At 69.4% G+C, this 25,126-nt stretch carries 28 protein-coding genes; 17 read left to right on the top strand and 11 right to left on the bottom strand.

Annotated features, from left to right (window positions below):
* Window positions 1-74 precede the first annotated feature (74 nt).
* Window positions 75-566 (bottom strand): GNAT family N-acetyltransferase, encoded by a 492-nt coding sequence (locus tag AB0J16_RS44875; RefSeq protein ID WP_358551613.1) that lies wholly within the window; start codon window positions 564-566, stop codon window positions 75-77.
* A gap of 124 nt (window positions 567-690) precedes the next feature.
* On the opposite strand from AB0J16_RS44875, the gene AB0J16_RS44870 reads away from it, so the two are divergent.
* Both AB0J16_RS44870 and AB0J16_RS44865 read left to right on the top strand, forming a co-directional pair.
* Complete coding sequence (locus AB0J16_RS44870) at window positions 691-1,995, top strand: MFS transporter (protein WP_358551611.1); 1,305 nt, start codon at window positions 691-693, stop codon at window positions 1,993-1,995.
* A 117-nt stretch (window positions 1,996-2,112) separates the two neighbouring features.
* Window positions 2,113-3,423: an ATP-binding protein gene (locus AB0J16_RS44865; protein WP_358551609.1), complete on the top strand. Its 1,311-nt coding sequence runs from the start codon at window positions 2,113-2,115 to the stop codon at window positions 3,421-3,423.
* Here the strand turns inward: AB0J16_RS44865 and AB0J16_RS44860 are convergent.
* Window positions 3,344-3,766, bottom strand: coding sequence for an NUDIX domain-containing protein (locus AB0J16_RS44860; RefSeq protein WP_358551607.1), 423 nt, complete (start codon window positions 3,764-3,766; stop codon window positions 3,344-3,346). The genes AB0J16_RS44865 and AB0J16_RS44860 overlap by 80 nt on opposite strands.
* Before the next feature lie 74 nt (window positions 3,767-3,840).
* Here AB0J16_RS44860 and AB0J16_RS44855 point away from each other — a divergent pair, with 74 nt between their 5' ends.
* From AB0J16_RS44855 to pqqE, 9 genes are all read left to right on the top strand, one after another.
* Window positions 3,841-4,464, top strand: a complete 624-nt coding sequence (locus AB0J16_RS44855) for a DUF6758 family protein (protein WP_358551605.1) — start codon at window positions 3,841-3,843, stop codon at window positions 4,462-4,464.
* A gap of 77 nt (window positions 4,465-4,541) precedes the next feature.
* Window positions 4,542-5,252, top strand: coding sequence for an MBL fold metallo-hydrolase (locus tag AB0J16_RS44850; RefSeq protein WP_358551603.1), 711 nt, complete (start codon window positions 4,542-4,544; stop codon window positions 5,250-5,252).
* On the top strand, window positions 5,233-6,219 hold the full coding sequence (locus AB0J16_RS44845; protein WP_358551601.1) for a PD-(D/E)XK nuclease family protein: 987 nt from the start codon (window positions 5,233-5,235) through the stop codon (window positions 6,217-6,219). The genes AB0J16_RS44850 and AB0J16_RS44845 overlap by 20 nt, the downstream gene beginning before the upstream one ends.
* A gap of 101 nt (window positions 6,220-6,320) precedes the next feature.
* Window positions 6,321-7,478, top strand: coding sequence for an MFS transporter (locus AB0J16_RS44840; protein WP_358551599.1), 1,158 nt, complete (start codon window positions 6,321-6,323; stop codon window positions 7,476-7,478).
* Window positions 7,479-7,586: 108 nt separating this feature from the next.
* The gene (gene pqqA / locus AB0J16_RS44835; protein WP_358551597.1) at window positions 7,587-7,742 is read left to right on the top strand and encodes a pyrroloquinoline quinone precursor peptide PqqA; all 156 of its coding nucleotides are present in this window, start codon (window positions 7,587-7,589) and stop codon (window positions 7,740-7,742) included.
* Window positions 7,743-7,754: 12 nt separating this feature from the next.
* Window positions 7,755-8,555, top strand: a complete 801-nt coding sequence (locus AB0J16_RS44830; RefSeq protein ID WP_358551595.1) for an MBL fold metallo-hydrolase — start codon at window positions 7,755-7,757, stop codon at window positions 8,553-8,555.
* Entirely contained in the window at window positions 8,552-9,223 is a 672-nt protein-coding gene (pqqC, locus tag AB0J16_RS44825) for a pyrroloquinoline-quinone synthase PqqC (RefSeq protein WP_358551593.1), read from the top strand. Before AB0J16_RS44830 ends, pqqC begins: the two co-directional genes overlap by 4 nt.
* Window positions 9,220-9,519 carry a pyrroloquinoline quinone biosynthesis peptide chaperone PqqD gene (gene pqqD / locus AB0J16_RS44820; RefSeq protein ID WP_358551591.1) on the top strand — a complete coding sequence of 100 codons (300 nt, stop codon included), beginning with the start codon at window positions 9,220-9,222 and terminating at the stop codon, window positions 9,517-9,519. The genes pqqC and pqqD overlap by 4 nt, the downstream gene beginning before the upstream one ends.
* Entirely contained in the window at window positions 9,516-10,595 is a 1,080-nt protein-coding gene (pqqE, locus tag AB0J16_RS44815) for a pyrroloquinoline quinone biosynthesis protein PqqE (protein ID WP_358551589.1), read from the top strand. Before pqqD ends, pqqE begins: the two co-directional genes overlap by 4 nt.
* Here pqqE and AB0J16_RS44810 read toward each other — a convergent pair.
* The 3 genes from AB0J16_RS44810 to AB0J16_RS44800 form a co-directional block, all read right to left on the bottom strand.
* The gene (locus tag AB0J16_RS44810) at window positions 10,546-11,457 is read right to left on the bottom strand and encodes an oxygenase MpaB family protein (protein ID WP_358551587.1); all 912 of its coding nucleotides are present in this window, start codon (window positions 11,455-11,457) and stop codon (window positions 10,546-10,548) included. The two genes, pqqE and AB0J16_RS44810, sit on opposite strands and share 50 nt — an antisense overlap.
* A 13-nt stretch (window positions 11,458-11,470) precedes the next feature.
* Entirely contained in the window at window positions 11,471-12,361 is an 891-nt protein-coding gene (locus AB0J16_RS44805) for an alpha/beta hydrolase (protein ID WP_358551585.1), read from the bottom strand.
* Between the two features lie 171 nt (window positions 12,362-12,532).
* The gene (locus tag AB0J16_RS44800; protein WP_358551583.1) at window positions 12,533-14,533 is read right to left on the bottom strand and encodes a DEAD/DEAH box helicase; all 2,001 of its coding nucleotides are present in this window, start codon (window positions 14,531-14,533) and stop codon (window positions 12,533-12,535) included.
* Between the two features lie 337 nt (window positions 14,534-14,870).
* Here AB0J16_RS44800 and AB0J16_RS44795 point away from each other — a divergent pair, with 337 nt between their 5' ends.
* Complete coding sequence (locus tag AB0J16_RS44795) at window positions 14,871-15,515, top strand: ferritin-like fold-containing protein (RefSeq protein ID WP_358551581.1); 645 nt, start codon at window positions 14,871-14,873, stop codon at window positions 15,513-15,515.
* Window positions 15,516-15,617: 102 nt separating this feature from the next.
* Here AB0J16_RS44795 and AB0J16_RS44790 read toward each other — a convergent pair whose 3' ends face one another.
* From AB0J16_RS44790 to ligD (AB0J16_RS44770), 5 genes are all read right to left on the bottom strand, one after another.
* Window positions 15,618-15,851, bottom strand: coding sequence for a DUF3107 domain-containing protein (locus AB0J16_RS44790; RefSeq protein WP_357651993.1), 234 nt, complete (start codon window positions 15,849-15,851; stop codon window positions 15,618-15,620).
* An 83-nt stretch (window positions 15,852-15,934) separates the two neighbouring features.
* Entirely contained in the window at window positions 15,935-16,555 is a 621-nt protein-coding gene (locus tag AB0J16_RS44785) for a TetR/AcrR family transcriptional regulator (RefSeq protein WP_225300629.1), read from the bottom strand.
* Window positions 16,556-16,633: 78 nt separating this feature from the next.
* Window positions 16,634-16,834, bottom strand: a complete 201-nt coding sequence (locus tag AB0J16_RS44780) for a hypothetical protein (RefSeq protein WP_358551579.1) — start codon at window positions 16,832-16,834, stop codon at window positions 16,634-16,636.
* Window positions 16,835-16,867: 33 nt separating this feature from the next.
* On the bottom strand, window positions 16,868-17,749 hold the full coding sequence (gene ligD, locus AB0J16_RS44775; protein ID WP_358551577.1) for a non-homologous end-joining DNA ligase: 882 nt from the start codon (window positions 17,747-17,749) through the stop codon (window positions 16,868-16,870).
* A complete protein-coding gene (gene ligD, locus AB0J16_RS44770; protein WP_358551575.1) occupies window positions 17,746-18,648 on the bottom strand; it encodes a non-homologous end-joining DNA ligase in 903 nt (300 codons plus the stop codon). The genes ligD (AB0J16_RS44775) and ligD (AB0J16_RS44770) overlap by 4 nt, the downstream gene beginning before the upstream one ends.
* 60 nt (window positions 18,649-18,708) lie before the next feature.
* Between ligD (AB0J16_RS44770) and AB0J16_RS44765 the strand changes: the two genes are divergently transcribed.
* The gene (locus AB0J16_RS44765; protein ID WP_358551573.1) at window positions 18,709-19,596 is read left to right on the top strand and encodes a Ku protein; all 888 of its coding nucleotides are present in this window, start codon (window positions 18,709-18,711) and stop codon (window positions 19,594-19,596) included.
* A 451-nt stretch (window positions 19,597-20,047) separates the two neighbouring features.
* Here the strand turns inward: AB0J16_RS44765 and AB0J16_RS44760 are convergent, their stop codons facing one another.
* Complete coding sequence (locus tag AB0J16_RS44760) at window positions 20,048-20,404, bottom strand: hypothetical protein (protein ID WP_358551571.1); 357 nt, start codon at window positions 20,402-20,404, stop codon at window positions 20,048-20,050.
* A gap of 405 nt (window positions 20,405-20,809) precedes the next feature.
* On the opposite strand from AB0J16_RS44760, the gene AB0J16_RS44755 reads away from it, so the two are divergent.
* The 4 genes from AB0J16_RS44755 (at window position 20,810) to AB0J16_RS44740 (ending at window position 24,991) form a co-directional block, all read left to right on the top strand.
* Window positions 20,810-21,709: an alpha/beta hydrolase gene (locus AB0J16_RS44755; RefSeq protein WP_358551569.1), complete on the top strand. Its 900-nt coding sequence runs from the start codon at window positions 20,810-20,812 to the stop codon at window positions 21,707-21,709.
* 47 nt (window positions 21,710-21,756) lie between these two features.
* Complete coding sequence (moeZ, locus tag AB0J16_RS44750; protein ID WP_357944403.1) at window positions 21,757-22,938, top strand: adenylyltransferase/sulfurtransferase MoeZ; 1,182 nt, start codon at window positions 21,757-21,759, stop codon at window positions 22,936-22,938.
* 77 nt (window positions 22,939-23,015) lie between these two features.
* Window positions 23,016-23,735: a hypothetical protein gene (locus AB0J16_RS44745; protein ID WP_358551567.1), complete on the top strand. Its 720-nt coding sequence runs from the start codon at window positions 23,016-23,018 to the stop codon at window positions 23,733-23,735.
* Window positions 23,729-24,991 carry a S8 family serine peptidase gene (locus AB0J16_RS44740; RefSeq protein ID WP_358551565.1) on the top strand — a complete coding sequence of 421 codons (1,263 nt, stop codon included), beginning with the start codon at window positions 23,729-23,731 and terminating at the stop codon, window positions 24,989-24,991. The genes AB0J16_RS44745 and AB0J16_RS44740 overlap by 7 nt, the downstream gene beginning before the upstream one ends.
* Window positions 24,992-25,126: the final 135 nt, after the last annotated feature.

The following is a 25,126-nucleotide window of genomic DNA, read 5'->3' as shown; positions in this document are numbered from 1 at the left end:
CGAGTGTCGAAGCGAGCGCGCTTTCGGCACTCGGCGTGGAGAGGGGCTGGAGCTGTTCAGTCGTCAGCGCCGCCTCAGACGGCCAGCTTCTTCGCCATAACCAGCTCCCGCAGCCCGTTCGGCAGCTCGTCACCGAGCTGCGAAGTGTCCTCGAACCCGTGCCGCCGATATAGTGCGATCGCCTTCTCGTTGCCCGGCGCGACCGCCAGCTCCAGCACCTCGGCCCCCACCTCCACGGCCCACGCCGCCACGGCGCGTATCAGGTGATCGCCGACCCCACGCCCCCGCGCCTCCGGAACGACCCACATCGAGATCAGTTCGGTCACGCCGTCCCGCTCGCCCGGGATACCGCTGGCCATCCCCGCGGGCTTGCCGTCGAGCAGGGCGATCAGGTTCCGCGAGCCGGGAATGCCCAGGCGGTCCCGCCACCGCTCCTCCCGGTCGCCGTCGCCCTGCCAGTCCGAGAGCGGGACTCCGAACGCGTACGGCGCCTCCTCCAGCGCGACGAGCCTGAGCTCTCGCCAGAGGGCCCAGTCATCGGCCGACAGCTCCTGCAATTCGATCATCCGGGCAGCCTGTCGCCCCGAACGTCCTGATCGCAACCGCTTAGGCGGCCTCCTGAAGGTAATTGACACACTCGTGGGCATCTATGAAGCTTGTCGTCATACCGGACAGCCGAAAGGGCACCACATGACGGCGACGGCCCCCGACCCCCAGCACACAGACCCCGCCCGCTCCCGCCGGGCCCTGATCGCCGGCTCGGTCGGCAACTTCATCGAGTGGTATGAGTTCGGCGTCTACGGCTATTTCGCCACCATCATCGCCGCCAACTTCTTCACCCCCGACGGCGCGAGCGACATGGAAGCGCTGGTCAAGACGTACGCCTCCTTCGCCCTGGCGTTCTTCTTCCGCCCGCTCGGCGCCGCGCTCTTCGGCCGGCTCGGTGACCGGATCGGCCGTAAACCCCTGCTCATCCTGGTCGTCCTGCTCATGTCTGGCGCCACGACGCTCATCGGCGTACTCCCGACTTACGCCACGATCGGCGCGGCGGCCCCGTGGCTGCTGACGCTCGTCCGGATCGTGCAAGGGCTGTCGGCCGGCGGGGAGTTCGGGGGCGCGGTTTCGGTCATGACGGAATTCGCGCCGCGTGGCAGGCGTGGGCTGTACGGGTCGTGGCAGTCGTTCACCGTGGCGCTGGGGCTGCTCGGGGGAGCAGGCGCGGCGGCCGTGCTCGCGACCGCGCTATCGGAGCACGACTTGGCGGACTGGGGATGGCGGGTGCCGTTCCTGCTGGCCCTCCCGCTCGGTCTCGTGGCGCTCTGGCTGCGGCTGCGGCTTGAGGAGACGCCGTCGTTCGAGCGGGCGCGTACCGCGGGACCGCTCACGAAGCCGAGGGCCGGTGAGGTGACCAAGGCGATCGTGCTGGGTATCGGGCGGCTCATGGGCTGGTCGGCCGCCGGGTACACGTTCCTGGTCGTCATGCCCTCCTACCTTCAGACCACGCTGAACGCCACCTTCCAGCAGGCGCTGATCGCCACGGTGCTGGCCAACCTGGGCTTCGCGCTGGCGATCATCCCGGCGGGCATGCTGAGCGACCGGGTCGGCAGACGGCCGGTCATGCTGGCGGGGGCGATCTCGGTCATCGTGCTCGCCTTCCCCCTGCTGAACCTGCTCCAGGACCCCGGTGCTCCCAGCTGGGCCAAGGGGCTGGCCGTCCTGGTGGCCGGGGTGGCGGTCGGCCTGATGGCGGGGCCGGGGCCCGCGATGCTGGCGGAGATGTTCCCGACCACGGTCCGCTACACGGGGTTGGGGCTGGCATATTCGCTGTCGAACGCGGTCTTCTCCGGGTCGGCGGGGCTGATCATCACCGAGCTGATCAAGACGACCAAGGACGTCGACATCCCGGCCTACTACGTTGTGGCGGCCTGCGTCGTCAGCGCCGTGGCACTGGCCAGTCTGCGCGGGAACGACCACCGAGAGGAACTGCGCGGCTGACGGGGCAGGGGACAGATCCCGCATAAAACCGGGGACAGATCGCGCATAAAAGTGGGGACGATCCTGATATAAAACAAGGGACAATCCAGAGTTGTACCAGGTCGGGAGGGTAGATCGATGGATCCGGACGCCCTCGTAGAAAGACATCTGAAGGAGGTGATCTGTCGGCGGCTTGCCAGTCGGCCCGTCGTCGTACTGACAGGGCCGCGCACCGTCGGAAAGAGCACGCTGCTGATCGCCTGCGCGCGCCTGCAAGACGTCCCGGTCATCGATCTCGACGACGTCTCGGTCAGGCGTGCCGCGGACGCCGACCCAGGTCATTTCGCGACCATCCCGCTCGAACCGGTATGCATCGACGAGTTCCAGCATGTGCCCGAGATCCTTTCGGCGATCAAGGCTGAGCTCAACCGCGACTTGCGACCGGGCCGGTTCATCCTCACGGGCTCCACGCGCTATAGCGCGCTACCCCGTCTCGGGCAGGCGTTGACGGGTCGCGCGCATGTCATGACCATCTGGCCGCTGTCCCAAGGCGAGCTCAGCGGTCATCGGGAGACCTTCTTGGATGCCGTGCTCACCGATCCGGAGAGCCTCCTGACGTCTGTGCCGTCGCGTACGTCGCGCGCCGAGTACGAGGCCGCGATGCTCGCCGGTGGTTTCCCGGTCGCCTTGGGTATGCCGGAAAGCGAACGCGGATCCTGGTTCCGCGACTTCCTCTCGATGGTGATCGAGCGGGACGTGCTGGAGATCCGCAAGGTACGGCAGCGCCACGTGCTGCCCGTCATCCTGCGCCAGTTGGCCGCCCGTACCTCCAGCACCGTGAACATGGCAGACATCGCTGCAGCCGTCGGGCTTGAACAACGGCTCGTGGGTGACTATGTCGCCCTGCTCGAAGCGGTCTTCCTCACCCACCGACTGGAGGCGTTCGGCCGTACGCTCGCCAGCAAGGTCGCCCGGTCACCGAAGATCCACCTGATCGACAGCGGCTTGGCCGCGCACCTCCTGGGCATCACGCGCAGGAAGCTGGACCGGCGCGATCCTGCCACCCTCACTGAGTTCGGCCGAGTCGTGGAGACCTTCGCCGTGAACGAGTTGATGAAGCAGGCGGGCTGGTCGGAGGAACTGGTCGAGTTCAGCCACTTCCGCACGCGGGATCAGCGGGAGGTCGATCTCGTCATCGAGTCGCAGGAGGGATCAGTCGTCGGCGTGGAGGTGAAGGCCAAGTCGTCGATCGAGGAGAAGGATTTCCAGGGGTTGCGACTGCTCAGGGAGCGGCTCGGGTCGAGCTTCGTCGCGGGAGTGCTGCTCAATCTCGGCCAGCAGTCGTTCCGCCACGACGACCGGCTCTACGTCATGCCGATGGATCGGCTCTGGACGCCTGTCCCGGCAGCGCGTCCCAGGACGTCAGCGCCTCCAGCAGGCCGTCCGTGAGCGGTAGCCGTACCAGGTCCTCCCGTGAGCACCAGCGGGCGTCGGCGGCGTCGTCGCCCGCCGCGAGCGTGCCGTCCGTGACCGTGGCGCGGTAGTCGCGGATCTCGTACGTCACGCCGCCCGGCCCCGGACGGTCCACGGTGCCCACGAGAGGGCCGACCGTGACGACCAGACCGGTCTCCTCCAGGACCTCGCGGCGCAGGGCGGCGGCGTCCGTCTCGGCGGCCTCCACCCGCCCGCCCGGGATCGACCACAGGCCCGCGCCCGGCGGGTGACCGCGCTTGATCAGCAGGAGCCGGCCCGAGGCGTCGCCGATGATGGCGCCCACGCAATTTACGCGCACATGGTCAAGATTACGGCTGGACAACAGCATGCGGCCTTGACGGGGTGGTGCCCGAGGACGCAGCGTGAGTAGCTGTGAGAGCGGTTCCAACCTGCCCACGGTGTTTTGGTTCACTTCACGGGCCAAGTGCGTGGTCGAGCGCCTGGCGATGTGACGCGCACGGTGATGTCCTGCCCTACCAGCCACCTTGGCCCCCGACCGCCAGGGCGGTCGAGACGATGCGGAAGAGCTCGATGGTGCCCGTCTGGCTGCCATGGCCCTTGCCGCCCGGCTGGCTCGTCACCGGGTTCGCGGAGGCGGGCGACGAGCGTACGGGGGGCCGGGCCAGCGTGGTCGCGCTGTGCGGCCCTTCGCTGACGCGGGGGCCCGCCGACCTGCTGGTCATCGCGGAGGAGCCCGGTGTCGGGCTGGGGGCCGCGTTCGCGGGGCTGGACGGGCCCGATCCCGGTGAGGGGTTCGACTCCGGGCCGCCGAACGCGAAGATCGTGGTGCTCGGGCATCCGACCGCGCTGTGGTGCGTGGGCGCGGGCGCCGATCGGGCCGTCTACGCCGGCGAGGCGATGGGAAACTGGCTGTGGACGATCGCCTGGCCCGCCGAGGCCGGGTGCCTCATCGCGCTGGCCGAGCTGAGCCTGCACGACCTGCGTGACCTTGAGCTGGACCTGCCTTTCGGCGCTTTCTCGCCGAGGTTGGAGTAGTCCGTACGGACGCCTCTCGACCGCGGCACGGTCAACGCGATTCGCTCTGTCACTCAGACGGACTAGAGTGCGGAGGCGTGACAGCGCGTATCGAGCGAGTGGTGAGCGAGGGTGTCGTCGACGTCGACGGCACCGAGCACAAGGTCGAGAACAACATCTGGATCGTCGGCGACGACGAAGAGGTGATCGTGATCGACCCGGCGCGTGACGCCGACAAGATCCTGGAGAAGGTCGGCGAGCGAGAGGTGCTCGCCGTGATCTGCACCCACGGTCTGCCTGACCACGTCGGCGCGGCCATCGAGGTGGCCAGCAGGGACGAGGCGGTGATCGCCCTCCACCCCAAGGACAAGCCGCTCTGGCGGGAGACCTGGTCGCAGACCTGGCCCGACATCGACATGGAGGACGACGGCATCTTCGAGGTGGCCGACGTCCGGCTCGACGTCATGGATACGCCAGGCGTCACGCCCGGCGGGGTCTCGCTCTACTGCGAGGCGCTCGGGGTGGTGTTCAGCGGTGAGACGCTGCAGGCCGACGGGCCCGGCAAGATCGGCGGCGAATACCCCGACCTCAACTTCCAGCTCAACGCGATCGGGGCGCGGCTGTTCACGCTGCCTCCCGAGACGCGGGTGCTGGCCGCGCACGGCGACGAGGTGACGGTCGGCGACCTGGAGCCGCACTTCGGCGAGTGGCGCATCAGCGAGTCGGACGACGCGGACGAGGGCCCGCTGACGGACGGCACGAAGGCCGCCGGGATCAGGCTCGATCCGGATGACGACCGGGGTGTATGACCAGCTGCCGCTGGAAGGGATGCCGCGACGGCTCTATTCGTGTACGCCGTCGCGGCTGAACGCCTGGCTCGACTGCCGCCGCCGCTACCGGTTCACCTACCTCGACCGGCCGCAGCCGTCCAAGGGGCCGGGGTGGGCGCACAACAGCGTCGGAGCCAGCGTGCACAACGCGCTGGCGGCCTGGTGGCGCGAGCCCTATGAGCGGCGGACGCCGCTGACGGCGGCCATCCTGCTGAGCAACGGGTGGATCACCGAGGGGTTCAGGGACGCCGACCAGTCGGCGCAGTGGCTCGGGCGCGCCCGCGACCTCGTATCCGGATATGTCGGCACACTGGATCCGTCGGATGATCCGGTCGGCGTCGAGCGTACGGTGGCCACGCGCACCAAGGTCATCGCCGTGTCCGGCCGCATCGACCGGCTCGACCGGCGGGGCGACGAGTTGGTCGTGGTCGACTACAAGACCGGGCGGCGGCCCCTCACCCAGGACGACGCGCGGTCCTCGCTCGCGCTGGCCATCTACGCGATCGCGGCCTCCAGGATGATGCGCACGCCGTGTCACTCGGTCGAGCTGCACCACCTGCCGACCGGCGAGATCGTCGAATGGCGCCACACGGACGAGTCCCTCGGCCGTCACCTGGGGCGGGCGGAGGAGGTCGCGGTCGAGGCCGCCACCGCCGACGAACGCTACCGCGAGGTGATGGGCGCACCGGGCCCCGTACGCGCCCGCTCCTCCCGTGCCGCGTCCGCTGAGACGGCCGATGGCAAGAGCGGCGGGACCGTCCCGGAGGCGGCGAGCGGTTCCAGGGAGCGGCCGCACGTCGGGCCTCCGGCGGTGTCGTCCGAGCTGGACACGATGTTCGCCCCCAGCCCCGGCCCGATCTGCGGCTGGTGCGACTTCCGGCGCCACTGCCCCGAAGGGCTGGCCGCCGCACCCGAGCACCGCCCCTGGGACGGCCTGGCCGAATAACCCCTACAACCTGACACCCGGTCGGAGGTTGTACGACGCCTCCGGCCGGGTGGTCAGGTGACCATGGTGAGACATCCGGTTATGGTCGGATAGTGGGTCGGGTGGGGCGTTTGCCGGTGGCGGTGGCGCTCGGTGCCCTGTTCAACCCGCTGAACTCCTCCATGATCGCCATAGCCCTGGCCCGCATCGAGACGGAGTTCCGCGTCGGCGTCGTCGCCGTCACCTGGCTGGCCGCGGGCTTCTACCTGACCGCCGTCGCCGTGCCACCCCTGATGGGCGCGATGGCCGATCGGTTCGGTCCCAGGCGGGTGTTCTGCGGCGGGCTGGTGATGGTTGGCCTGACCGGCGCCCTGACCGCCTTGGCCCCCTCCTATCCCGTTCTGGTGGTGGCCCGGCTGCTGCAGGCGTTCGGGAGTTGCGCGACGCTCCCGGCCGGGATGGGGATCATCACGGCGACGGCGGAGAAGGGGCGGCCGGCGCCCCGCGTCATCGCGCTGATCTCGATGGTGCTGACGGCCAGCGCCGCCGCTGGGCCGGTGCTGGCGGGGTTCCTGGTCAGCCTGTGGGGGTGGCGGGCGATCTTCCTGGTCAACGTCCCGCTCGCGGCGGTGGCGCTCGTACCGGCGCTGCGCTGGCTGCCCAAGGTGGCCCCCGTACGGCGACGGCAGGCGTGGCTGCCCAGGCCGAAGCCGGCGCTGCTGGCCACCTACGGGGTGTTCGCGATGGTCAACGTGGTGTTCTATCTGGCGTTCATCATGGTGCCGCTCTGGGCGCAGCGCTCGGCCGGGCTGCCGCCGCACCTCGCGGGGCTGCTGGTCCTGCCCATGGCCGTGTCGGCGCTCCTCATGACGCCGGTGGCGGTGGCGGTGGCCGCGCGCGTGGGGATGCGGGCCGTGCTGCTGGTGAGTGCGGGGCTGCTGCTGGCGGGGTCCTGTGTCATGTTCTTTGTCGGGCCCGTCGGGGTGGTGCTGGTGATCACGTCGCTGATCGGCCTGGCGTCCGCGTTCAGCCAGTTCGGCCTGAACTCGCTGGTGTTCGTACACGCCGACCGGAACGAGACCGGCTTGGCCGTGGGCCTCTTCCAGGCGTCGCGGTACATCGGAGCCGCCACCGCCGCCTCGATCACGGGCGTGCTGTACGCCCCCGAGACCATGGCCCCCAGCGGCTGGGTCATGGTCACGGCCTCGACGCTCATCCTGCTCGCCGGATTTATCATCCCCGTCGAGACATCGGATGAAGAATCTCGTCAAAAGAGCTAAAAACCAGCAATAGGGAGAAATCTCAGGGCATAGCTCCGATCTCAGCCATTGACGCCAAGCTTCCAGAGCGGTCATATCTGGTGTAACCCCTATGGAAGGCAGGTGCGCATGTCCCAGCCGAAGGAACAGGGCAAGAAGCAACCACGCAGGATCCATGAGAAGAAGGTCAGGGCCCGCGGCGAGGAGATGACCTGGCACAAGCCCGACTACCAGGTCGTCGAGGCGTCGATGGAAATGACCGCGTACTTCCTGGCCACCAGGTAACTGGGCACCGCCATGCGACTGCAGGTGCTCGGCACCGCGGCCGGTGGCGGCGTGCCCCAGTGGAACTGCGCGTGCCCTGGCTGCTCCGGGGCACGCGCTCATCCGGGCCGCCGCAGACGCCACGCCAGCCTGGCCGTACAACAGGACGACGGGTGTTACGTCGTCAACGCCACGCCCGACATCGCCGAGCAGATCGAGGCGTGCGCGTGGCTGCGGCCGGGGCCGGGGCCGCGCGAGTCGCCGCTGAAGGGCGTGATCCTCACAGACGCCGAGCTGGACCACACGATCGGCCTGCTCAGGCTCAGGGAGGCAGACGATCTGGAGGTCCGCTGTACCCCAGTGGTACGGCAGGCGCTGCGCTCCTTCGCCGACATCCTCCGCCCGTACGTGCGGATCTCCTGGGCCGACGCCGACCTCATCCCGATATCGGCGAAGCGACCCCGGTACGCCGACTCCCCGGAGGCTACGGACTGGGTCTCCGCGCTGCGCCTGATGGGAGGAGCCGTGGTGTACGCGCCCGCCATGGGCGTGTGGCCCGCAGCGCTGGACGAGGCCGAGTGCGTCATCATCGACGGCACGTTCTGGGACGACGAGGAGCCCCGCCGCACCGGGATCTCGGCGAAGACCGCCACCCAGATGGGCCACCTCCCGATAGAGGCGACCATGGAGCGCCTGTCCCGCTTACCGGGCCGTCGCCTGTACACCCACCTCAACAACACCAACCCCCTCGTGGACCCGGCGGCCGAGCAGCACAAGGTGCTCGCCGAGCTGGGCATCGAGGTGGCCGCCGACGGGATGGTGATCGACCTGTGAACGGCTTCGAGGCCGAGCTGCGTGCCGTACCGGAGAAGCGCTACCACCACCTGCACCCCTTCAACCAGCGCATGCACGCCGGTGAGCTGACCCGTGACGAGCTGCGGGGCTGGATACTCAACCGCTTCCACTACCAGCGGCACATCCCGATCAAGGACGCGTTCATCCTCGCCAAGCTGGCCACGCCCGACCTGCGCAGGACGTGGCTGCGCCGGATCCAGGACCACGACGGCACCGCGCCGGGCGAGGGCGGCATCGAGCGGTGGCTGCGGCTCGGCGAGGCGGCCGGACTGGACCGGGCCCTGCTGCTGTCGGGCGAGGGCGTGCTGCCGGGCGTGCGGCTGGCCGTCGACGGCTACGTGAACCTGTGCCGCCACGGCTCCGTGCTCGAAGCCGTGGCCGCCTCGCTGACGGAGCTGTTCGCGCCGGACCTGATGCGCACCCGGATCGCCGCCTTCGAGCGGCACTACCCGTGGATCGACCCCGAGGGGCTGCGCTACTTCCGCGTACGCGTCTCTCAGGGCCGCCAGGACAGCGGCGAAGCACTGGCCCTGGTCATGGAGTGGGCCCGGTCCCGTACGGACCAGGAGAGGGCCATTGCGGCGCTCGGCTACAAGTGCGACGTGCTGTGGGCGCTGCTCGACGCGGTGGACGGGGCGTACCGATGACCGAGCCGACGACCGGGCCGACGACGGGCTCGACGGCCGAGCCGACGACAGGGGCGACCACCTGGCGCCCCGTGCTGTCCCGCGCGGCCATGCTCCGCCACGATCCGGTACGGCAGGCCGACCTGCTGATCGTGCCCGAGCGGATCGTCGTACTGAACGAGGAGGCGGCGGCCATCGTCGGCCTCTGCGACGGCGAGCGGACCGTGGCCGACATCGTCGCCGAGCTTCCCGAGGGCGCGGAGGCCGACGTGGTGGAGTTCCTCGACCGGGTGCGCGCCGAGGGTTGGGTGCGATGAGCGCTCCTTGGGCCATGCTGGCCGAGCTCACGCACGCGTGCCCGCTGCGCTGCCCGTACTGCTCCAACCCGACCGAGCTGGCGGCCAGGTCGAGTGAACTGAGCACCGGCGAGTGGCAGCGGGTGTTCGCCGAGTCGGCGGCGCTCGGCGTCGTGCACGCCCATCTGTCCGGTGGCGAGCCGCTGCTCAGGCCGGATCTGGCGGCGATCGTGGCGGCGGCCGCGGGGGAGGGCGTCTACACCCAGCTCGTCACCAGCGGCGTCGGGCTCACGGAACGACGGCTCGGCGAACTCGCCGCGGCGGGACTGCGCAGCGTGCAGCTCTCGGTCCAGTCGGCGACGAGCGCGGAGTCGGACCGGATCGCCGGAGTCGCCTCGTTCGCGTGGAAGGAGCGGGCCGCCGACGCCGTGGCGGCGAGCGGGCTGCCGTTCGGGCTCAACGTGGTGCTGCACCGGGAGAATCTCGACGCCGTCGGCGAGATCATCGAGCTTGGGCTGTCGTGGGGCGTGGAGCGCATCGAGCTGGCCAACACCCAGTTCTACGGGTGGGGGCTGCTCAACAGGACCGCGCTGCTGCCCACCAGGGAGCAACTCGCCCGCGCCGAGGCTACAGTCACGAAATATCGGGAAAAGACGGATGTTGAGCTGATCTGGGTGGTCCCCGATTACTTCGACGGCGTGCCGAAGCCCTGCATGGGCGGCTGGGGCGCGATCTCGATCACCGTCGCGCCCGACGGCCGGGTGCTGCCGTGCCCGGCGGCCTACGCCCTGCCCCTGGAGCCGCCGAACGCCCGTGACCACTCGATCGGCTGGATCTGGGAGCACTCGCCCGCCTTCAACGCCTACCGGGGCACCGACTGGATGGGCGAGCCCTGCGCGAGCTGCCCGCGCAAGGAGCTCGACTTCGGCGGCTGCCGCTGCCAGGCGTACGCGCTCACCGGCGACGCCGGCCGCACCGACCCGGCATGCCGCCTGTCACCCGACCACCATCTCCTCGACGACCTGGCGAGCGGCGGCACCTGGACCTTCAGGCGGCCAGCGCCTTCGGGTGGCGGCGCGGATCGGTCAACCCCCTGAGCCCCTTGCCGGTGTCGTAGCCGGCGGCTGCGAGTCGCTCGCGGGCGGCCCGCAGCATCTCCCTGGTCGCCGGCATGAACGCGTGGTCGTGCAGCGGCTCGGGCAACGAGTTCATGGCCAGCCGGAACGCTCTCAGCCCGGCCGTCACCGTGGCCCGCGGCACCGCCGGCAGCACCCCGTACATCCGCCTGGCCCATTCCGGCAGCGAGTAGTAGCACAGCGCGCCGAACGGGAAATAGGCGGGTTTGCCCGGTGTGAGCGCCCGCAACTCCTGCGGCAGCCTCGGCCACAGCAGGAACCGCACGGTCGCGGCGGCCTCCTCGGTGACGCGCAGCGCGGGACGTACCCGCTTGAAGTAGGCGTCCATCTCCGCGCACGAGCCGGGCACGTCCTCGGGGTGCAGGCCGACGTAGGAGGCGCTCTTTCGCTGCTCCCGCAGGTAGGCGTCGGCCTGGCGCTCAGTGAGCCCCAGCCCGCCGCGCCTGGCCACCTCCAGGTACGACGAGACCTCCGCGCAGTGCACCCAGAGCAGCAGCTCGGGCTCGTCCACCTGGTGCGTCCGGCCGGTGTCGGGGTCGCTGATGCGCAGGCTCTTGTGGATGCCGCGCACCCGCCGGCCGATCTCGTCGGCCTCGGCCGGACTGCCGAACGTCACGCGCCCCACGAAGTCGGCGGTGCGGCGCAGGCGGCCGAACGGGTCCTCCTGGAAGTTGGAGTTCTGCCAGACGCCGCGCATAGCGAGGGGATGCAGCGCCTGGAGCATCAGGCCGCGCACGCCGCCGACCCACATGGCGCGGTCGAGGTGCACCAGCCAGGTCGCGCTGTGCGGCGGCTGGACGACGATCTCTTCGATGCTCGTCATAGTAAGTACATGGTTACAGATCATTGGATCGAATGTCCAATTGCTGATGCTCTGCGGCGTTCCAGAACCGGACCAGCGCCGTGGCCGTGGTCTCCGGAGCCTCCACGGCCGGTGAGTGGGCCGCGCCGGGCAGCACCACGCACTCCGCCTCCAGCCGGGCCGCCATCTCCGACTGCAGCTCGGCCGGCCAGCCGTCGTCGCGCTCGCCGTAGAGGACCAGAGTGGGCACCTCGATCTGCCTGAGCTCGTCGGTACGGTCCGGCGCGGCCAGCACCTGCTCGGCCATGCGCGACAGCGCGGTGGGGGAGTTGGCCAGCAGGCGCTTGTGCAGGAAGGCGATGATCTCGTCGGGCACGCCGTTGGCCAGCGCCTCGGGCTCGAACCTGGTGGACCAGAGGTGTTCGAGCCCCAGGGTGGGGAGCTCCTTCATGATCGTCTTGCCGCTGCGCGCCCGCTCACCCACGATGCCGGAGGGCCCTGAGCTCATCAGCGTGAACGAGGCGAACTTCGTCCGGCCGTCGATGACCGCCTCGCGCGCGACCAGGCCGCCGAAGGAGTGCCCGACCAGGTGCATCGGCTCGTCGCCGCTGAGCGTCTGGGCCAGCAGGTCGACGTCGGCGCCGAGCGCGGCGAAGGAGTAGGCGGCGGGGTCGTCGGGACCGGGCGTCTCATACTGCCCGCGCAGGTCGACGGCCACCACCCGGCGGCCCGACTGGGCCAGGGTCTGCAGGATCGCGATGAAGTCTTCCTTGCTGCCGGTCAGACCGGGAACGAGGAGCGCGGGCCAGCGCTCCACCACACCACTGACCGGAAGCGCCTCAAGGGCCGCGAAGGTGCCCTGGGACGTTTCTATCTTTTGTGGTGCAACGCCAGGAGGCAGGTCGAGGAAGCGCGGCGTACTCACGTGAGGCAACAATACCCAGAGGTCAGCGCCTCGACACCGGCATACTCCCCACGCTGGTGCGAAACGGCGCAGGCGCGCACCGCGGGATGCGGTGCGCGCCTGCGTCTATCAGGTGCCTGCGTCTGCCAGGAGTCTGGCCGACGTGCTTGCGTCGGCCAGAGGCCGAGCGGTCTAGCCGGCGCGGCGGCGGTTGCCACCGCCGCCGTTGTTGCCGCCGCCACGCGGCTGGCGGCGCTGCTGCTTGCGCTCGGTGGCCGCGGACGGGGCGATGTCGTCGTCGTCCGTGGCCAGGTCGGGTGACTGGAAGATCACCATGAACGGGCTGGCCGGCACGATCCGCTCCGGCTCCTGGCGCGCCGCGGGCTGCGGCGTGGACAGGAAGCTCGGCTCGGCGATCGGTGCACGCTCCATGACCCGCTCCTCCACGACCTGCTCCTTCGCGATCTGCTCCTCCACAATCCGCTCCACGATGGGAGCCTGCTCAACGACCTGACCGCGCTCGGCGGCGGGCTTGCGCGTACGGGCCGGCCTGCGCTCGCTGACCTGAACCTGCTCAGCGGCCTGCTCGGCGACCGGTTCACGGGTCGAGGTACGGGCCGACCTGCGGGCCGGCTTCTGCTCGGTGACCGGCTCGCGCTCGGTGAGCGGGGCCTCCGGGGCGTCGGCGAGGGCGTTCTCGATGGCGGCCGACGCGGCCCCCCTGCGAGTGCGACCGCGCCGCGGCTCGGCGGCCGCCTCGATCTCGTCCGCTGAGATGATGGCGGGTGTCTCCTCCGTCTTTCGGGCGCTCGCCTTGCTGGAGCGACTGGGCACAGGCTCGACCTCCGGCGTCTCGACGGGTGCGGTGCCCTCTTCCGTGGGCATGCCGCCGCGGGTGCGGCGGCGCTGGCGCGGCGCGCGCGCCGGACGCTCCTCCCGCTCGTCACGGCGACCCTCCCGCTCGTCACGGCGACCCTCCCGCTCGTCACGGCGACGGCCGCCGTTGCGCGTGCGGGTCCTGCCGGTCTCGCCGAGGTCCTCGATGCGCTCCGCCGACAGTCCCGCCCGCGAACGGCTGGCGTGCGGCAGGACGCCCTTGGTGCCCTCAGGGATGTTGAGCTCGGTGAAGACGTGCGGCGAGGTGGAGTAGGTCTCCTCGGGTTCGGCGAAGTCGAGCCCGAGCATCTGGTTGATCATCTTCCAGCGGGTCAGCTCCTCCCACTCCACGAACGTGACCGCGATGCCCGTGCGCCCGGCCCGGCCGGTGCGGCCGGTGCGGTGCACGTACGTCTTGTCCTCGGTGGGGCAGTCGTAGTTGACCACGTGGGTGACGTCGTCGATGTCGATGCCGCGCGCCGCCACGTCGGTGGCGACCAGCACGTCGATCTTGCCACTGCGGAACGCCCGCAGGGCCTGCTCGCGCTGGCCCTGGCCGAGGTCGCCGTGGACGGCCGCGACCGCGAAGCCGCGCGTCTCGAGCTGCTCCGCGACCATGTCGCAGGCCCGCTTGGTCTCACAGAAGACCATGGTGAGCCCGCGGCCCTCGGCCTGGAGCAGCCGGGCGACGATCTCGATCTTGTCCATGCGGTGGACGCGCCAGACGATCTGGCGTACCTGCGGGTGCGGGATGCCCTCGCCGCCCTCGCCGTTCTCGTGCTCGGCCCGTACGTGCGTGGGCCGGTTGAGGTATTTGCGGGACAGCGCGACGATCTCACCGGGCATGGTCGCCGAGAACAGCATGGTCTGCCGCTCTTCGGGGATCAGCTTGAAGATCCGCTCGATGTCGGGCAGGAAGCCCAGGTCGAGCATGCGGTCGGCCTCGTCGAGCACCAGCGAGGTGATCTGGCTGAGGTCGAGGTGCTTCTGCTTGACCAGGTCGAGCAGGCGGCCGGGGGTGCCGACGATGACGTCGACGCCGGCCTTGAGCGCTTCGACCTGCGGCTCGTACGCCCGGCCGCCGTAGACGGTCAGGACCCGCGAGCCGAGCTTGCCGGCCGCGGTGACCAGGTCTTCGCTGACCTGTACGGCCAGCTCGCGGGTGGGCACGACGACCAGCCCGCGTGGCTTCTTACGGTTCTTACGCGGTTTGCCGATGCCCTGGAGCATCGCGATGCCGAACGCGTAGGTCTTTCCCGTGCCTGTGCGTGCCTGACCGATCAGGTCCTGGCCGCTCAGCGCGAGCGGGAGTGCCATCTCTTGGATGGGGAACGGTGTGGTGATGCCCTCGGTCTCGAGGGCATCAGCGATCTCTGGTGTGACTCCGAGGTCTCGGAAAGTCGTCAGCGTGGCCTGCCTCAGTCTCAAATGAAGGCGGGCCTGCCGGGACCGACGGGCGGAAAACAAACCCCGTGCCTGGGTCCTCGCGGTAGAGCCAGCCCTCTCGCGTCATCGCGACCGCAGACCCGGAAGCGGGGGGTTAACGGGGAAATCCCCCGAATTAACACAGTGCGGTCGCACTTTCACAGAGCAGTGTACTCGATACCACAACGTTGGCCGAGTTTCCGAATGTTCCCGAAGTACGCTGCCTTCCATGAACGAGTCTCCAGGAGTCGTCGATCTGCTCGGTGTGCTGGCCTATGCCGAGCTCAGCGCCTTCGCGCGGATGACCGAGGACGCGGCCTCCCTGGCCCCCTCCTTGGCCGATCAGGCCGCGCTCAGCGAGCTGGCCGTAGCCGAATATGCCCACTTTCGTCTCCTGCACGACAGGCTGACGGAACTCGGCGCCGATCCCGAGCAGTCGATGTCGCCGTTCGTCGAGGCGCTGGACGCCTGGCACACCCAGACGGCCCCGGCCGACTGGTTGCAGGCGTTGGTCAAGGCGTATGTGGGCGTGGGGATCGCGCTCGACTTCTACCGGGAGGCGGCCAGGCACCTCGAACCGTCGATCGCGAAGCTGGTCGACGAGGTGCTCGTGGACGAGGGCCGCTCGGAGTTCGCCGTGGAGCGGGTCAGGGCCGGGGTCGCGGCCGACCCGGCGGTGAGCGGCCGCCTGGCGCTGTGGGCGCGCCGGCTCGTCGGTGAGGCGCTCAGCCAGGGGCAGCAGGTCGCGGCGGCCCGGCCGGAGCTGGCGCTGCTGGTGGTCGGCCCGGCGGCCGACGACCCTACGCAGATCTCCCGCCTGTTCGCCAAGCTGACCGAGGAGCACGGCAAGCGGATGGCCGCCCTCGGCCTCTGAACCGCCCCCGCGCCCTGCGCGTCGCTCCAGCGAGGGTACGGCGTGTGCCGCCGCACCCTCGCTCAAGCCGCTGGAGGGCGTCGCCGCACCCCATATGAGCCGTTAGAGAGTGCCGCCGAAGCCGACCGGCCTCGACTCGTCCTCGCCGATCTCGATGAAGCCGATCGACGCGACCGGCACGATCACGCGCCGCCCCTTCGCGTCGGTGATGGAGAAGACGCCGCGATCGGCGGCCAGCGCCTTTCTGATCTCCTCTTCGACCTGCTCGGAGGACAGCTCGGTCTCGACAACGAGTTCGCGGTGTACGGAGCGTACGCCGATCTTGACTTCCATCATGCTCCCTTTCGACGGGGCTGGCTCCTCCCATCGTCGCCGCTGGTGGGCCAGGAAACGCCGATGATCGCGCCCAGCGAACGGGTTTAAGCCGTACGCGGAAAACCGCTGATGCCGCGCCAGGCCAGCCGGGCCATGAGCTGCTCGGCGGCGTCCTTCGGGATGGAGCCCTGCGTGGTCACCCAGTAGCGGGCGCTCACCTCGGCCATGCCGACCAGTCCGACGCCGAGCAGGTGGGCCTCGTCGCTGGTGCAGCCGGTGTCCTCCTGGATCACCGCGCTGACCATCTCGGCGCACTCGCGCAGGGAGCGCTCCACCCGCTGGCGCACCGGCGCCACGTTGCGCAGGTCGGACTCGAAGACGAGCCGGAACGCCTCGCCCTGGGTGGAGACGAAGGAGTAGAACGCGCTGAAGGTGGCCTGGACACGGAGTTTGTTCTCGTGCGTGGAGGCCAGCGCCTCACGGCAGCGGTTGACCATGTCGTCCACGTGCAGGTCGAGCAGCGCCAGGTAGAGCTCCAGCTTGCCGGGGAAGTGCTGGTACAGGACGGGTTTGCTGACTCCGGCCCGATCGGCGATCTCGTCCATGGCGGCCGCGTGATAGCCGTTCTCCACGAACACTTCCTGCGCGGCGCTGAGCAGCTGCCGGCGGCGGGCTAGTCGGGGCAGCCGAGTGCCCCGGGGCTTGGCGTCCGGGGTTGCGGTCACGCTGGTCTCCATGGGGCTCCGAGTCGGCTGTTCGGACATCCTACGTGCGACTCAACGACTCATCAGCGATAGTCGTCATCAGCGATAGTCGTCGTCATCGAGGTCCACCTCGCGATACTGCTCGGCGGCGTCGGCCGGATCGACCTCCAGCGGGGTCTCGCCCTCCGCGTCGCGCACGTCACGGTGCTGCTCGGCGGCGTCGGCCTCGGGGGCCTCGATCGACAGCTCTTCCATTTCGTCGAAGGGGAGGTCGTCCCCACGTACGTCCATCTCCGACATTGCAGTCCCCTTCTAGGTGCGGACGGAACCAGACTACGCCTGACCGAAAAGGTCGCCGTGCTCCTCGACTCTGGCCAGTACGGCGTGTGTCGTGAACACCAGTTCCTCCGGGTGCTCACAGCCCTCGACCTCCTTCCACAGCAGCGGCGTCGAGACCGTGGGCTGTGGCCCGGCGCGCAGTGAATAGGGGGCCACGGTGGTCTTGGCCGGGTTGTTCTGGCTCCAGTCGATGAACACCTTGCCGGGGCGCGCCTTCTTGGCCATCACGCTGACCACCTGGTCACGGTGGGCCTTCTCCAGCACCTGGGCCAGCCTCTTGGCGTACGCGGAGGGCTCCTCGCGGCCGTCCCATTCCGCGTACAGCTGCATGCCCTTGTTCCCGCTCGTCTTCGGGCGGGCGGTGAGACCGTCGGCGCGCAGCACCTCGCGCAGCATGAGAGCCACCCGGCAGCACTCGACGATGGTCGCCGGAGCCCCGGGGTCGAGGTCGAACACGAGCGTGTCGGGCGGCAGCGCCGCGCCGTCGTCGGACACCCGCCACTGGGGCACGTGCAGTTCCAGGGCCGCCAGGTTGGCGTAGTAGACGAGCGACGGCAGGCCGTCGATCACGGCGAAGTCGATCTCGTCGCGGTTCTTGGTGCTGCCCGGCACCGGCAGGGTGGCCCTCCTGACCCAGTCCGGGGTGTGGTCGGGGGCGTTCTTCTCGAAGAAGGACTGGCCGGTCACGCCGTTCGGGTAGCGCTTGACGGTGAGCGGCCGGCCCTCCAGGTGCGGCAGGAGCGCGGGGGCGACGCGGCTGTAGTAGTCGATCACCTCGGCCTTGGTGAAGCCGACCTCGGGATAGAGCACCTTGTCCAGGTTGGTCAGCACCAGCTGCCGCCCGTCGACCCGCACCGGGACCTTCGCTGGGCTCACAGCGTCACCTCCGAAGGGAGCTTGTCCGGGCGCAGGCCGCGCCACACCGGGTGGCGCAGCCGCAGATCGTCGGTCCACATCGTGTAGGCCACCTCCCCGACGAGCTCGGGTCTAACCCAGCGGTTGCGCCACGGGACGACGTTCTGGAAGGGGCTGCGGGGGATCTCCAGCGGGCTCAGGAACGCGTAGAGCTGGTCGAGCACGGCCTCGGTGAAGCCGGTGCCGACGTGACCGACGTACGTCAGGCCCTGCTCGGTGAACACGCCCATGATCAGCGAGCCGATCCCGCCCGACCTGCGGCCTTTGCCGGGCTTCCAGCCGCCGATCACGACGTCCCTCGTGCTGAGGTGCTTCACCTTGATCCACGACGGCGAGCGCGTGCCCGGCCGGTACGGCGAGTCGAGCCGCTTGGCGACGACGCCTTCCAGGCCCTGCTCCTGGGTGGCGGCGAGCAGGTCGGAATCTCCCGGGAAGTACGGCGGGGCGCCGATGTCCAGCTCGTCGAGGAGGCTGCGCCGGTCGCGGTACGGCAGGTCCAGCAGCGTTGTGCCGTCGAGGTAGAGCAGGTCGAACGGAAGGTACGTGACCGGGTACAGCTCCAGCATCACCTCCTCCGGGTCGGTGAGGTGCATGCGGTGCTGCAGCCGGACGAAACTGGGCCGCCCGCGCGGATCGAGCGCGACCACCTCGCCATCGATCACCGCATTCTTCACCCCGAACCTCGAAATTTCGGGATACCGGCGGGTGTACTCGACTCCGTGCCTTCCCGTCACCTTCAGTTCACGGTCCAGGTGGAGGATGGCGCGGATGCCATCCCACTTGACCTCCAAGCCATACCGCTCGCGATCTTCCGGTAGTCGTCCGGGTACGGCGAGCATTGGTTCGATGGGGTATGGCATTGGTTGCACCATGACGGGTATGTGCCCATAGGGCGAGCCCGCTAGAGCTGAGGAGTGCCCATGCGCAGCATCTGGAAAGGGGCGATCTCCTTCGGCCTCGTCACGATCCCGGTGAAGCTCTACTCCGCGACCGAGCAGAAGGACGTGACCTTCCACCAGGTACACCGCGAGGACGGCGGCAGGATCCGCTACAAGCGCGTGTGCACGGTCGACGGCGAAGAGGTCCCCTACTCCGACATCGCCAAGGGCTACGAGCTGGCCACCGGAGAGATCGTGGTGCTGACGGACGAGGACTTCGAGGATCTGCCGCTCAGCACCTCACGCAGGATCGACGTCCTCCAGTTCACGCCGGCCGACCAGATCGACCCGATCTACTTCGCCAAGTCGTACTACCTGGAACCGGACGGCCAGGGCGACAAGCCGTACGTGCTGCTGCGCAACGCCCTGGAGAGCTCGGGGCAGGTCGCCGTCGTCAAGGTGGCGCTGCGGCAGCGGGAGTCGCTGGCCACGCTCAGGGTGCGCGACGGGGTGTTCGTGCTGGAGACCATGTACTGGCCGGACGAGATCCGGGTGCCCGACTTCGGGTTCCTCGAAGAGGACATCGAGGTACGGGCCCAGGAGCTCAAGATGGCCGAGTCGCTCATCACCACGATGAAGGCGGACTTCGACGCGACCGAGCACCACGACGCCTACCGCGAGGCCCTGCAGCAGGTGATCGAGGCCAAGGTGGAGGGCAAGGAGGTCATCGCGCCGCCGGAGGGCGAGGAGGAGGCGGGTCCCGCCGTCGACCTCATGGCCGCGCTGCGGGCCAGCGTCGACGCGGCCAAGCGCGAGCGTTCCGGCGAGGCCGCCAAGCCCAAACGGGCCACCAAGGCGTCGAAGGACGCGGGAGACAAGGACACGGGGGAGAAGGCCGCTCCCAAGCGCAAGGCCCGCAAGTCCGCCTGATCCGACACCGCACTCCACCGACACCGCACTCCACCGACACCGCACTCCACCGACACCGCACTCCACCGACACCGCACTCCACCGACACCGCACTCCGGCGGCGTACGCACGCGGGCTGTTCGGGAAGTGCGCACAAACACCCGGCGGTGGGCACAAATACCGAGCGGTGCGCACAAAATGCAAAGGCGCCTTCGGCATCAAATGCCGAAGGCGCCCCGCATTTATCGGAGGGGGAGGCTTAGCCGGAGGAATTCCGCTTCACTGCTCCCCTGAAATGCCATGGGAATCAATTCTCGCCGAGCCCGGACGCGTTGGCGTGGCGACTTTTCCCGAGTGCCTGTGTCCTTTGTCGAGAACACAGGCACCCGGTGGTGCGTCCGGAGCTCACCTCAACCGCGTAACGGGTTGCATGGCTATCTCCTCGACGACCGGATCGGCCGTCTCCGAGTTGTTACTGAAGAGCCTCGCGACGAGCGCGCTCCTCTTCCTCACGCTCGAAGTTGAACGAGCGAGCGTTGGCGTCGGCGTCAGAGTCCGTGCGCACGGTGTTCTGGTTGTTGTTGTGCAGGTGGATGTGGACCTTGACCCGGCCACTGCGGCCGTGGTGGCGACGGCCCCAGCCGCCCCAGCCGCCCCAGCCGCCGCAGCGACGGCCACAGCCCCACGAGAAGGTGGAGGCGCTGGTGCTCGCGGAGGCGGTCGTAGCGCTGGCGGAGGTGGCGGTGGTCAGGGCGCCGAGGCTGATGAGGCCGCCGGACATACCCGTGCTGATCACAAGCCCTGCGATGACACTCTTGAACTTGGGCATTGAATTCCCCCCTAAAGGATCGGTTGCCCTGTTCCAGATATTTGCCGGAGTGAATGGTAAATATCTGGGATGACATTGAATGCGTCATCCGTGCTGATTTATTTCCGACGTTCCGGCGGGATAAACGGCCGTAGTTGTGTTTTGCTATACGCTAACTCTCTCATTGCTCTCATTAAGCATTTATGAAATGAAATGAAATGATTTGTCCGTTTTATGGGGGCGGGTGGTCTGCGATGCGGCCGCCCCGACCCCGGCTCGCGGCGATGGTCTGGCAGCGAGGCGCCGCCGGGAAATCCGGCTAAAGGCCGCGAATCGCGTACCGATAAATGCCAATAAAGGAGCATTTATCCGAAATGTAGGCTGGAGGGCGAGGGCGGTTATCGTTGGAGGAGGCGAGGAGGACGCATGACAGCAGCACCGATCCCGCACTGGCCAGGACGGATGTTCGGGTCGGTGCACGTGAGGAAGACCCCCGAAGGCGCCCCAGAGAAGGCGGTCTTCGTGCACGGCCTGGCCGGCGCGGCCACCAATTGGACCGACCTGATGGACGAGCTGAAAGACCTCGTCACCGGCTACGCCATCGACCTGCCCGGCGCGGGATTCTCGCCCGAACCCACGAACGGCGACTACACCATCGCCGCGCACGCCCGCGCGGTGATCGGCCTGCTGGAGGAGACCGGTCCCGCCCACCTGTTCGGCAACTCGATGGGTGGCGCGGTCGCCGTCAGGGTGGCCGCCACCCGCCCCGACCTGGTGCGCTCGCTCGTCCTCATCTCGCCGGCGCTGCCCGACCTGCTGCCCAGGTACGGCCCGATGCGCATCGCCGCCGCGGCACTGCCCCGGCTGGGCGAGTGGGTGGCGGGCAAGCTCCAGCTGATCCCCGCCGAGCAGCGGATCAGGTCCTCCTTCGCCATGGTCTGGGCGGACGTCGCCGCGGTCCATCCGCTACGGCTGCGCGACGCGATCGAGGAGCAGCGCAGGCGCGACGGGCTGCCCCACGCCGCCGCCGCCATGATCGGCTCGGCCAGGGGCATCGTGGCCGAGTACTTCCGCCGCGGCGAGGCGAACCTGTGGCGCCAGGCCGCCCTGATCGAGGCGCCCACCCTGATCATCCACGGCAGACACGACCGCCTGGTGCGCCCCGCCATGGCCGCCAAGGCGGCCCGTACGTTCCGGCAGGTCAGACTGGTCCTCCTGCCGCGCGCCGGGCATGTGGCGATGATGGAGACGCCCCGCGTGGTCGCCGCGGAGGCCCGCCGTCTGATCGGTGAGACACGCTTGGGGAATGCCCCACTCGCCAACTAGGTTTCACAGGTGGATGGGATAGTCCCCCTCGAACGGGAGCGTAGAAAGTGTCGTTGCCACCGCTGGTCGAGCCGGCCGCAGAGCTGACCGTCGACGAAGTGCGCCGCTACTCGCGCCACCTGATCATTCCCGACGTGGGGATGGCCGGGCAGAAGCGGCTGAAGAACGCCAAGGTGCTCTGTGTGGGCGCCGGCGGCCTGGGCTCGCCCGCGCTGATGTATCTGGCGGCGGCGGGCGTGGGCACGTTGGGGGTCATCGACTTCGACGTCGTCGACGAGTCCAACCTGCAGCGCCAGATCATCCACGGTCAGTCCGACGTGGGCCGGCCGAAGGCCGAGAGCGCCGCGGCCACGGTCCGCGAGATCAACCCGCTGGTCAACGTCGTCGTCCACAACACGGCGCTGACCAACGACAACGTGATGGAGATCTTCTCCGGCTACGACCTCATCGTCGACGGCACCGACAACTTCGCCACGCGCTACATGGTGAACGACGCCGCGGTGCTGCTCGGCAAGCCGTACGTCTGGGGCTCGATCTACCGCTTCGACGGCCAGGCCAGCGTGTTCTGGGCCGAGCACGGCCCCTGCTACCGCTGCCTCTACCCCGAGCCCCCGCCTCCCGGCATGGTGCCCTCGTGTGCCGAGGGCGGCGTGCTGGGCGTGCTGTGCGCCTCGATCGGCTCCATCCAGGTCAACGAGGCCATCAAGCTGCTCACCGGCATCGGCGACCCGCTGGTCGGGCGGCTGATGATCTATGACGCCCTGGAGATGAAGTACCGCGACGTCAAGGTCCGCAAGGACCCCGAGTGCGTGCTGTGCGGCAAGAACCCGACGGTCACCGAGCTGCTCGACGACTACGAGGCGTTCTGCGGCGCGATCTCCGACGAGGCCGCCGAGGCCGCGACGGGCTCGACGATCACCGCCCGCGAGCTCAAGGCCATGCAGGACAACGGCGACGACATCTTCCTCGTCGACGTCCGCGAGATCAACGAGTACGAGATCGTCTCCATCCCCGGCGCCACGCTGATCCCCAAGGGCGAGTTCCTCAACGGCTCGGCCCTGGAGAAGCTGCCGCAGGACAAGCGCATCGTGCTCCACTGCAAGTCGGGCGCGCGCTCGGCGGAGGCGCTGGCGATCGTCAAGAACGCCGGGTTCTCCGACGCGGTGCACGTCGGCGGCGGGGTGCTCAGCTGGGTCGCTACGGTCGACCCCAGCCTGCCCTCCTACTGATACTCATTTCGTGAGTCCGTCCACCGGCGTCGCCTTTCTGCGGATGGCGCCCGGTCGCCCGCATTAAGGTCGATGCCGTGGACGACGCCCGCCCCTGGCCCGCTCTCGTGGCGGCCTCCGTGCTGACCATGGTCTGCGCGGTCGCCGCCGGGGTCGCGGCCAGTGCGGCGGGCGCGGAGCTGTCCCGCGGCCCGAGCCCGGCCGAACTCCACTCGGCGGCCAGGCGGGAGGTCGCCGAGCGGTGGCGCACCTGGGCGAGCGGGCGCATCTTCCCCACCAGCCTGCCCTACTCCGCCGAGCAGGGCGGCCGCGAACGTGCCAGCCGGATCGGCATCTCACCGGCCGTCACCTGCGCCGACTCCGTCGACGCCAAAGCCGCCAAGGCGCTGCGCAAGGCGGGCTGCCTGGGCGTGCTGCGCGCCACCTACATCGACGCCCTGCGGGGCGTGCTCGTCACCGTCGGCGTCGTGGCCCTGCCTGATGCGCCCAAGGCCGTACGCGCCAAGTCCGCCTTCCCCGCCGCCGGCGCTCCCGTGCCCGGCCTGCGGCCCGTGGCCTTCCAGGGCACGGTCTCCGACCGTTTCACCCCTTCCGTACGTCAGGCCGGCTCGGTACGCCAGGCCGGCCCGTACCTCGTGCTGACCACGGCGGGCCAGGTCGACGGCCGGCCGGCGCGCACGGTCGGTGAGCAGCGGCCGGCCATCTTCGCCTTCGCCGGCGAGATCTCCGAGCGGATCCTGGCCGACCTGAGCACGCCGCGGATGCCCGACTGCGCCTCCCAGGAGTGGCGGTGCTGACCCGCGCGGCCGTGCTCATCACGGCGACGCTCCTCTTCAGCGCTGGGTCCGCGCTCGGGGCCTTGAGCGCCGGGCCCACGCCGGGGCTCTTCAACGCCGCGCCCGCGCTGGCGGACGACGTGCGCGGCGGTCAGCAGCAGGTGATCAGCACGCTGGAGCTGAAGAAGGCGTGGCGGATCAGCAAGGGCGCGGGCGTCACCGTGGCCGTGCTCGACTCGGGCGTCGATCCCGGCCACCGCGACCTGGCCGGCTCCGTGACCGTGGGCAAGGACTTCACCGAGGGCGCCAACCCGCCGGACGTGCCGCCGCGTCGCCTGCACGGCACGTACATGGCCTCGCTGATCGCCGGACATGGCCACGGACACGAGGGCAGGCTCGGCGTGATCGGCGTGGCTCCGAAGGCGCGGCTGTTGTCGGTCCGGGTGATACTGGAAGACGAGGAGCCGGGGTTCAGGGAGTTCAACACCGCCGTGCGCTTCGAGAACGTGGTGGCCAGAGGCATTCGCTACGCGGTCGATCGGGGGGCGCGCGTGATCAACATGTCGATCTCCAAGGATCTGGCGACCGAGGAGGAGCGGGCGGCCGTGCGTTACGCGATCTCCAAGGGCGTCGTGCTGGTGGCCGCCGCGGGCAATGACGGCGCGGGCAAGCCCGATGAGACGGGATTCGCCCCCTTCTCCTATCCGGCCGCCTTCCCCGGCGTCGTCTCCGTGGGCGCCACGGACCGGCGGCTGCGGCGGGCGACATTCTCCAACTGGAACTCATCGGTGCTGGTGGCCGCGCCCGGCGTCGACATCATGGGAGCGGGCCCCGACGACGAGTACTGGGTCGGCAGGGGCACCTCGCAGGCCACCGCGCTGGTGTCCGGGGTGGCCGCCCTCATCAAGGCCAAATATCCGGCGATGTCGCCGCCGCTGGTCGCGCAGGCCATGACAGCGAGCGCGACCGACCGGCCACCGGGCGGCTACGACACCGGCACCGGCTTCGGCGTGGTCAACGCCGCCAAGGCGCTCGCCGAGGCGGCCCGGCTCGCCAAGCACACCGAGACGGCCGCGGGGGCGCAGGCGCAGGACCCCGCCCGGCCGCTCGCCGGCGGATCGGCGGGCCGGATCGAGGTCGTCAACAGGGACCAAGCGCGCGTAAAGGTCTATGGGGCGATCGCCTTGGCGGCCGCCCTCGGCGCGCTCTCCTCCATGTGGGCGATATTCGCCCTGGTCAGACGCGTGCGTCGCGCTCAGAATGGGCAAGACGCATGATCCGCCCGCTAAGGGGGACGAAATAGACACGAACCGAGCCTGGGAACGAGGCGGTGGTGAAGGCACGTAGGTCCACCTCAGGGTTGCCGCGCGCCGGGGGAGCCACATCGGGACGAAGGAACCCGCTCGGTGCTC

This window comes from Nonomuraea sp. NPDC049750 (assembly GCF_040659625.1).
Classification (GTDB): Bacteria; Actinomycetota; Actinomycetes; order Streptosporangiales; family Streptosporangiaceae; genus Nonomuraea.
This window is presented reverse-complemented; position numbering and strand designations above follow the sequence as displayed.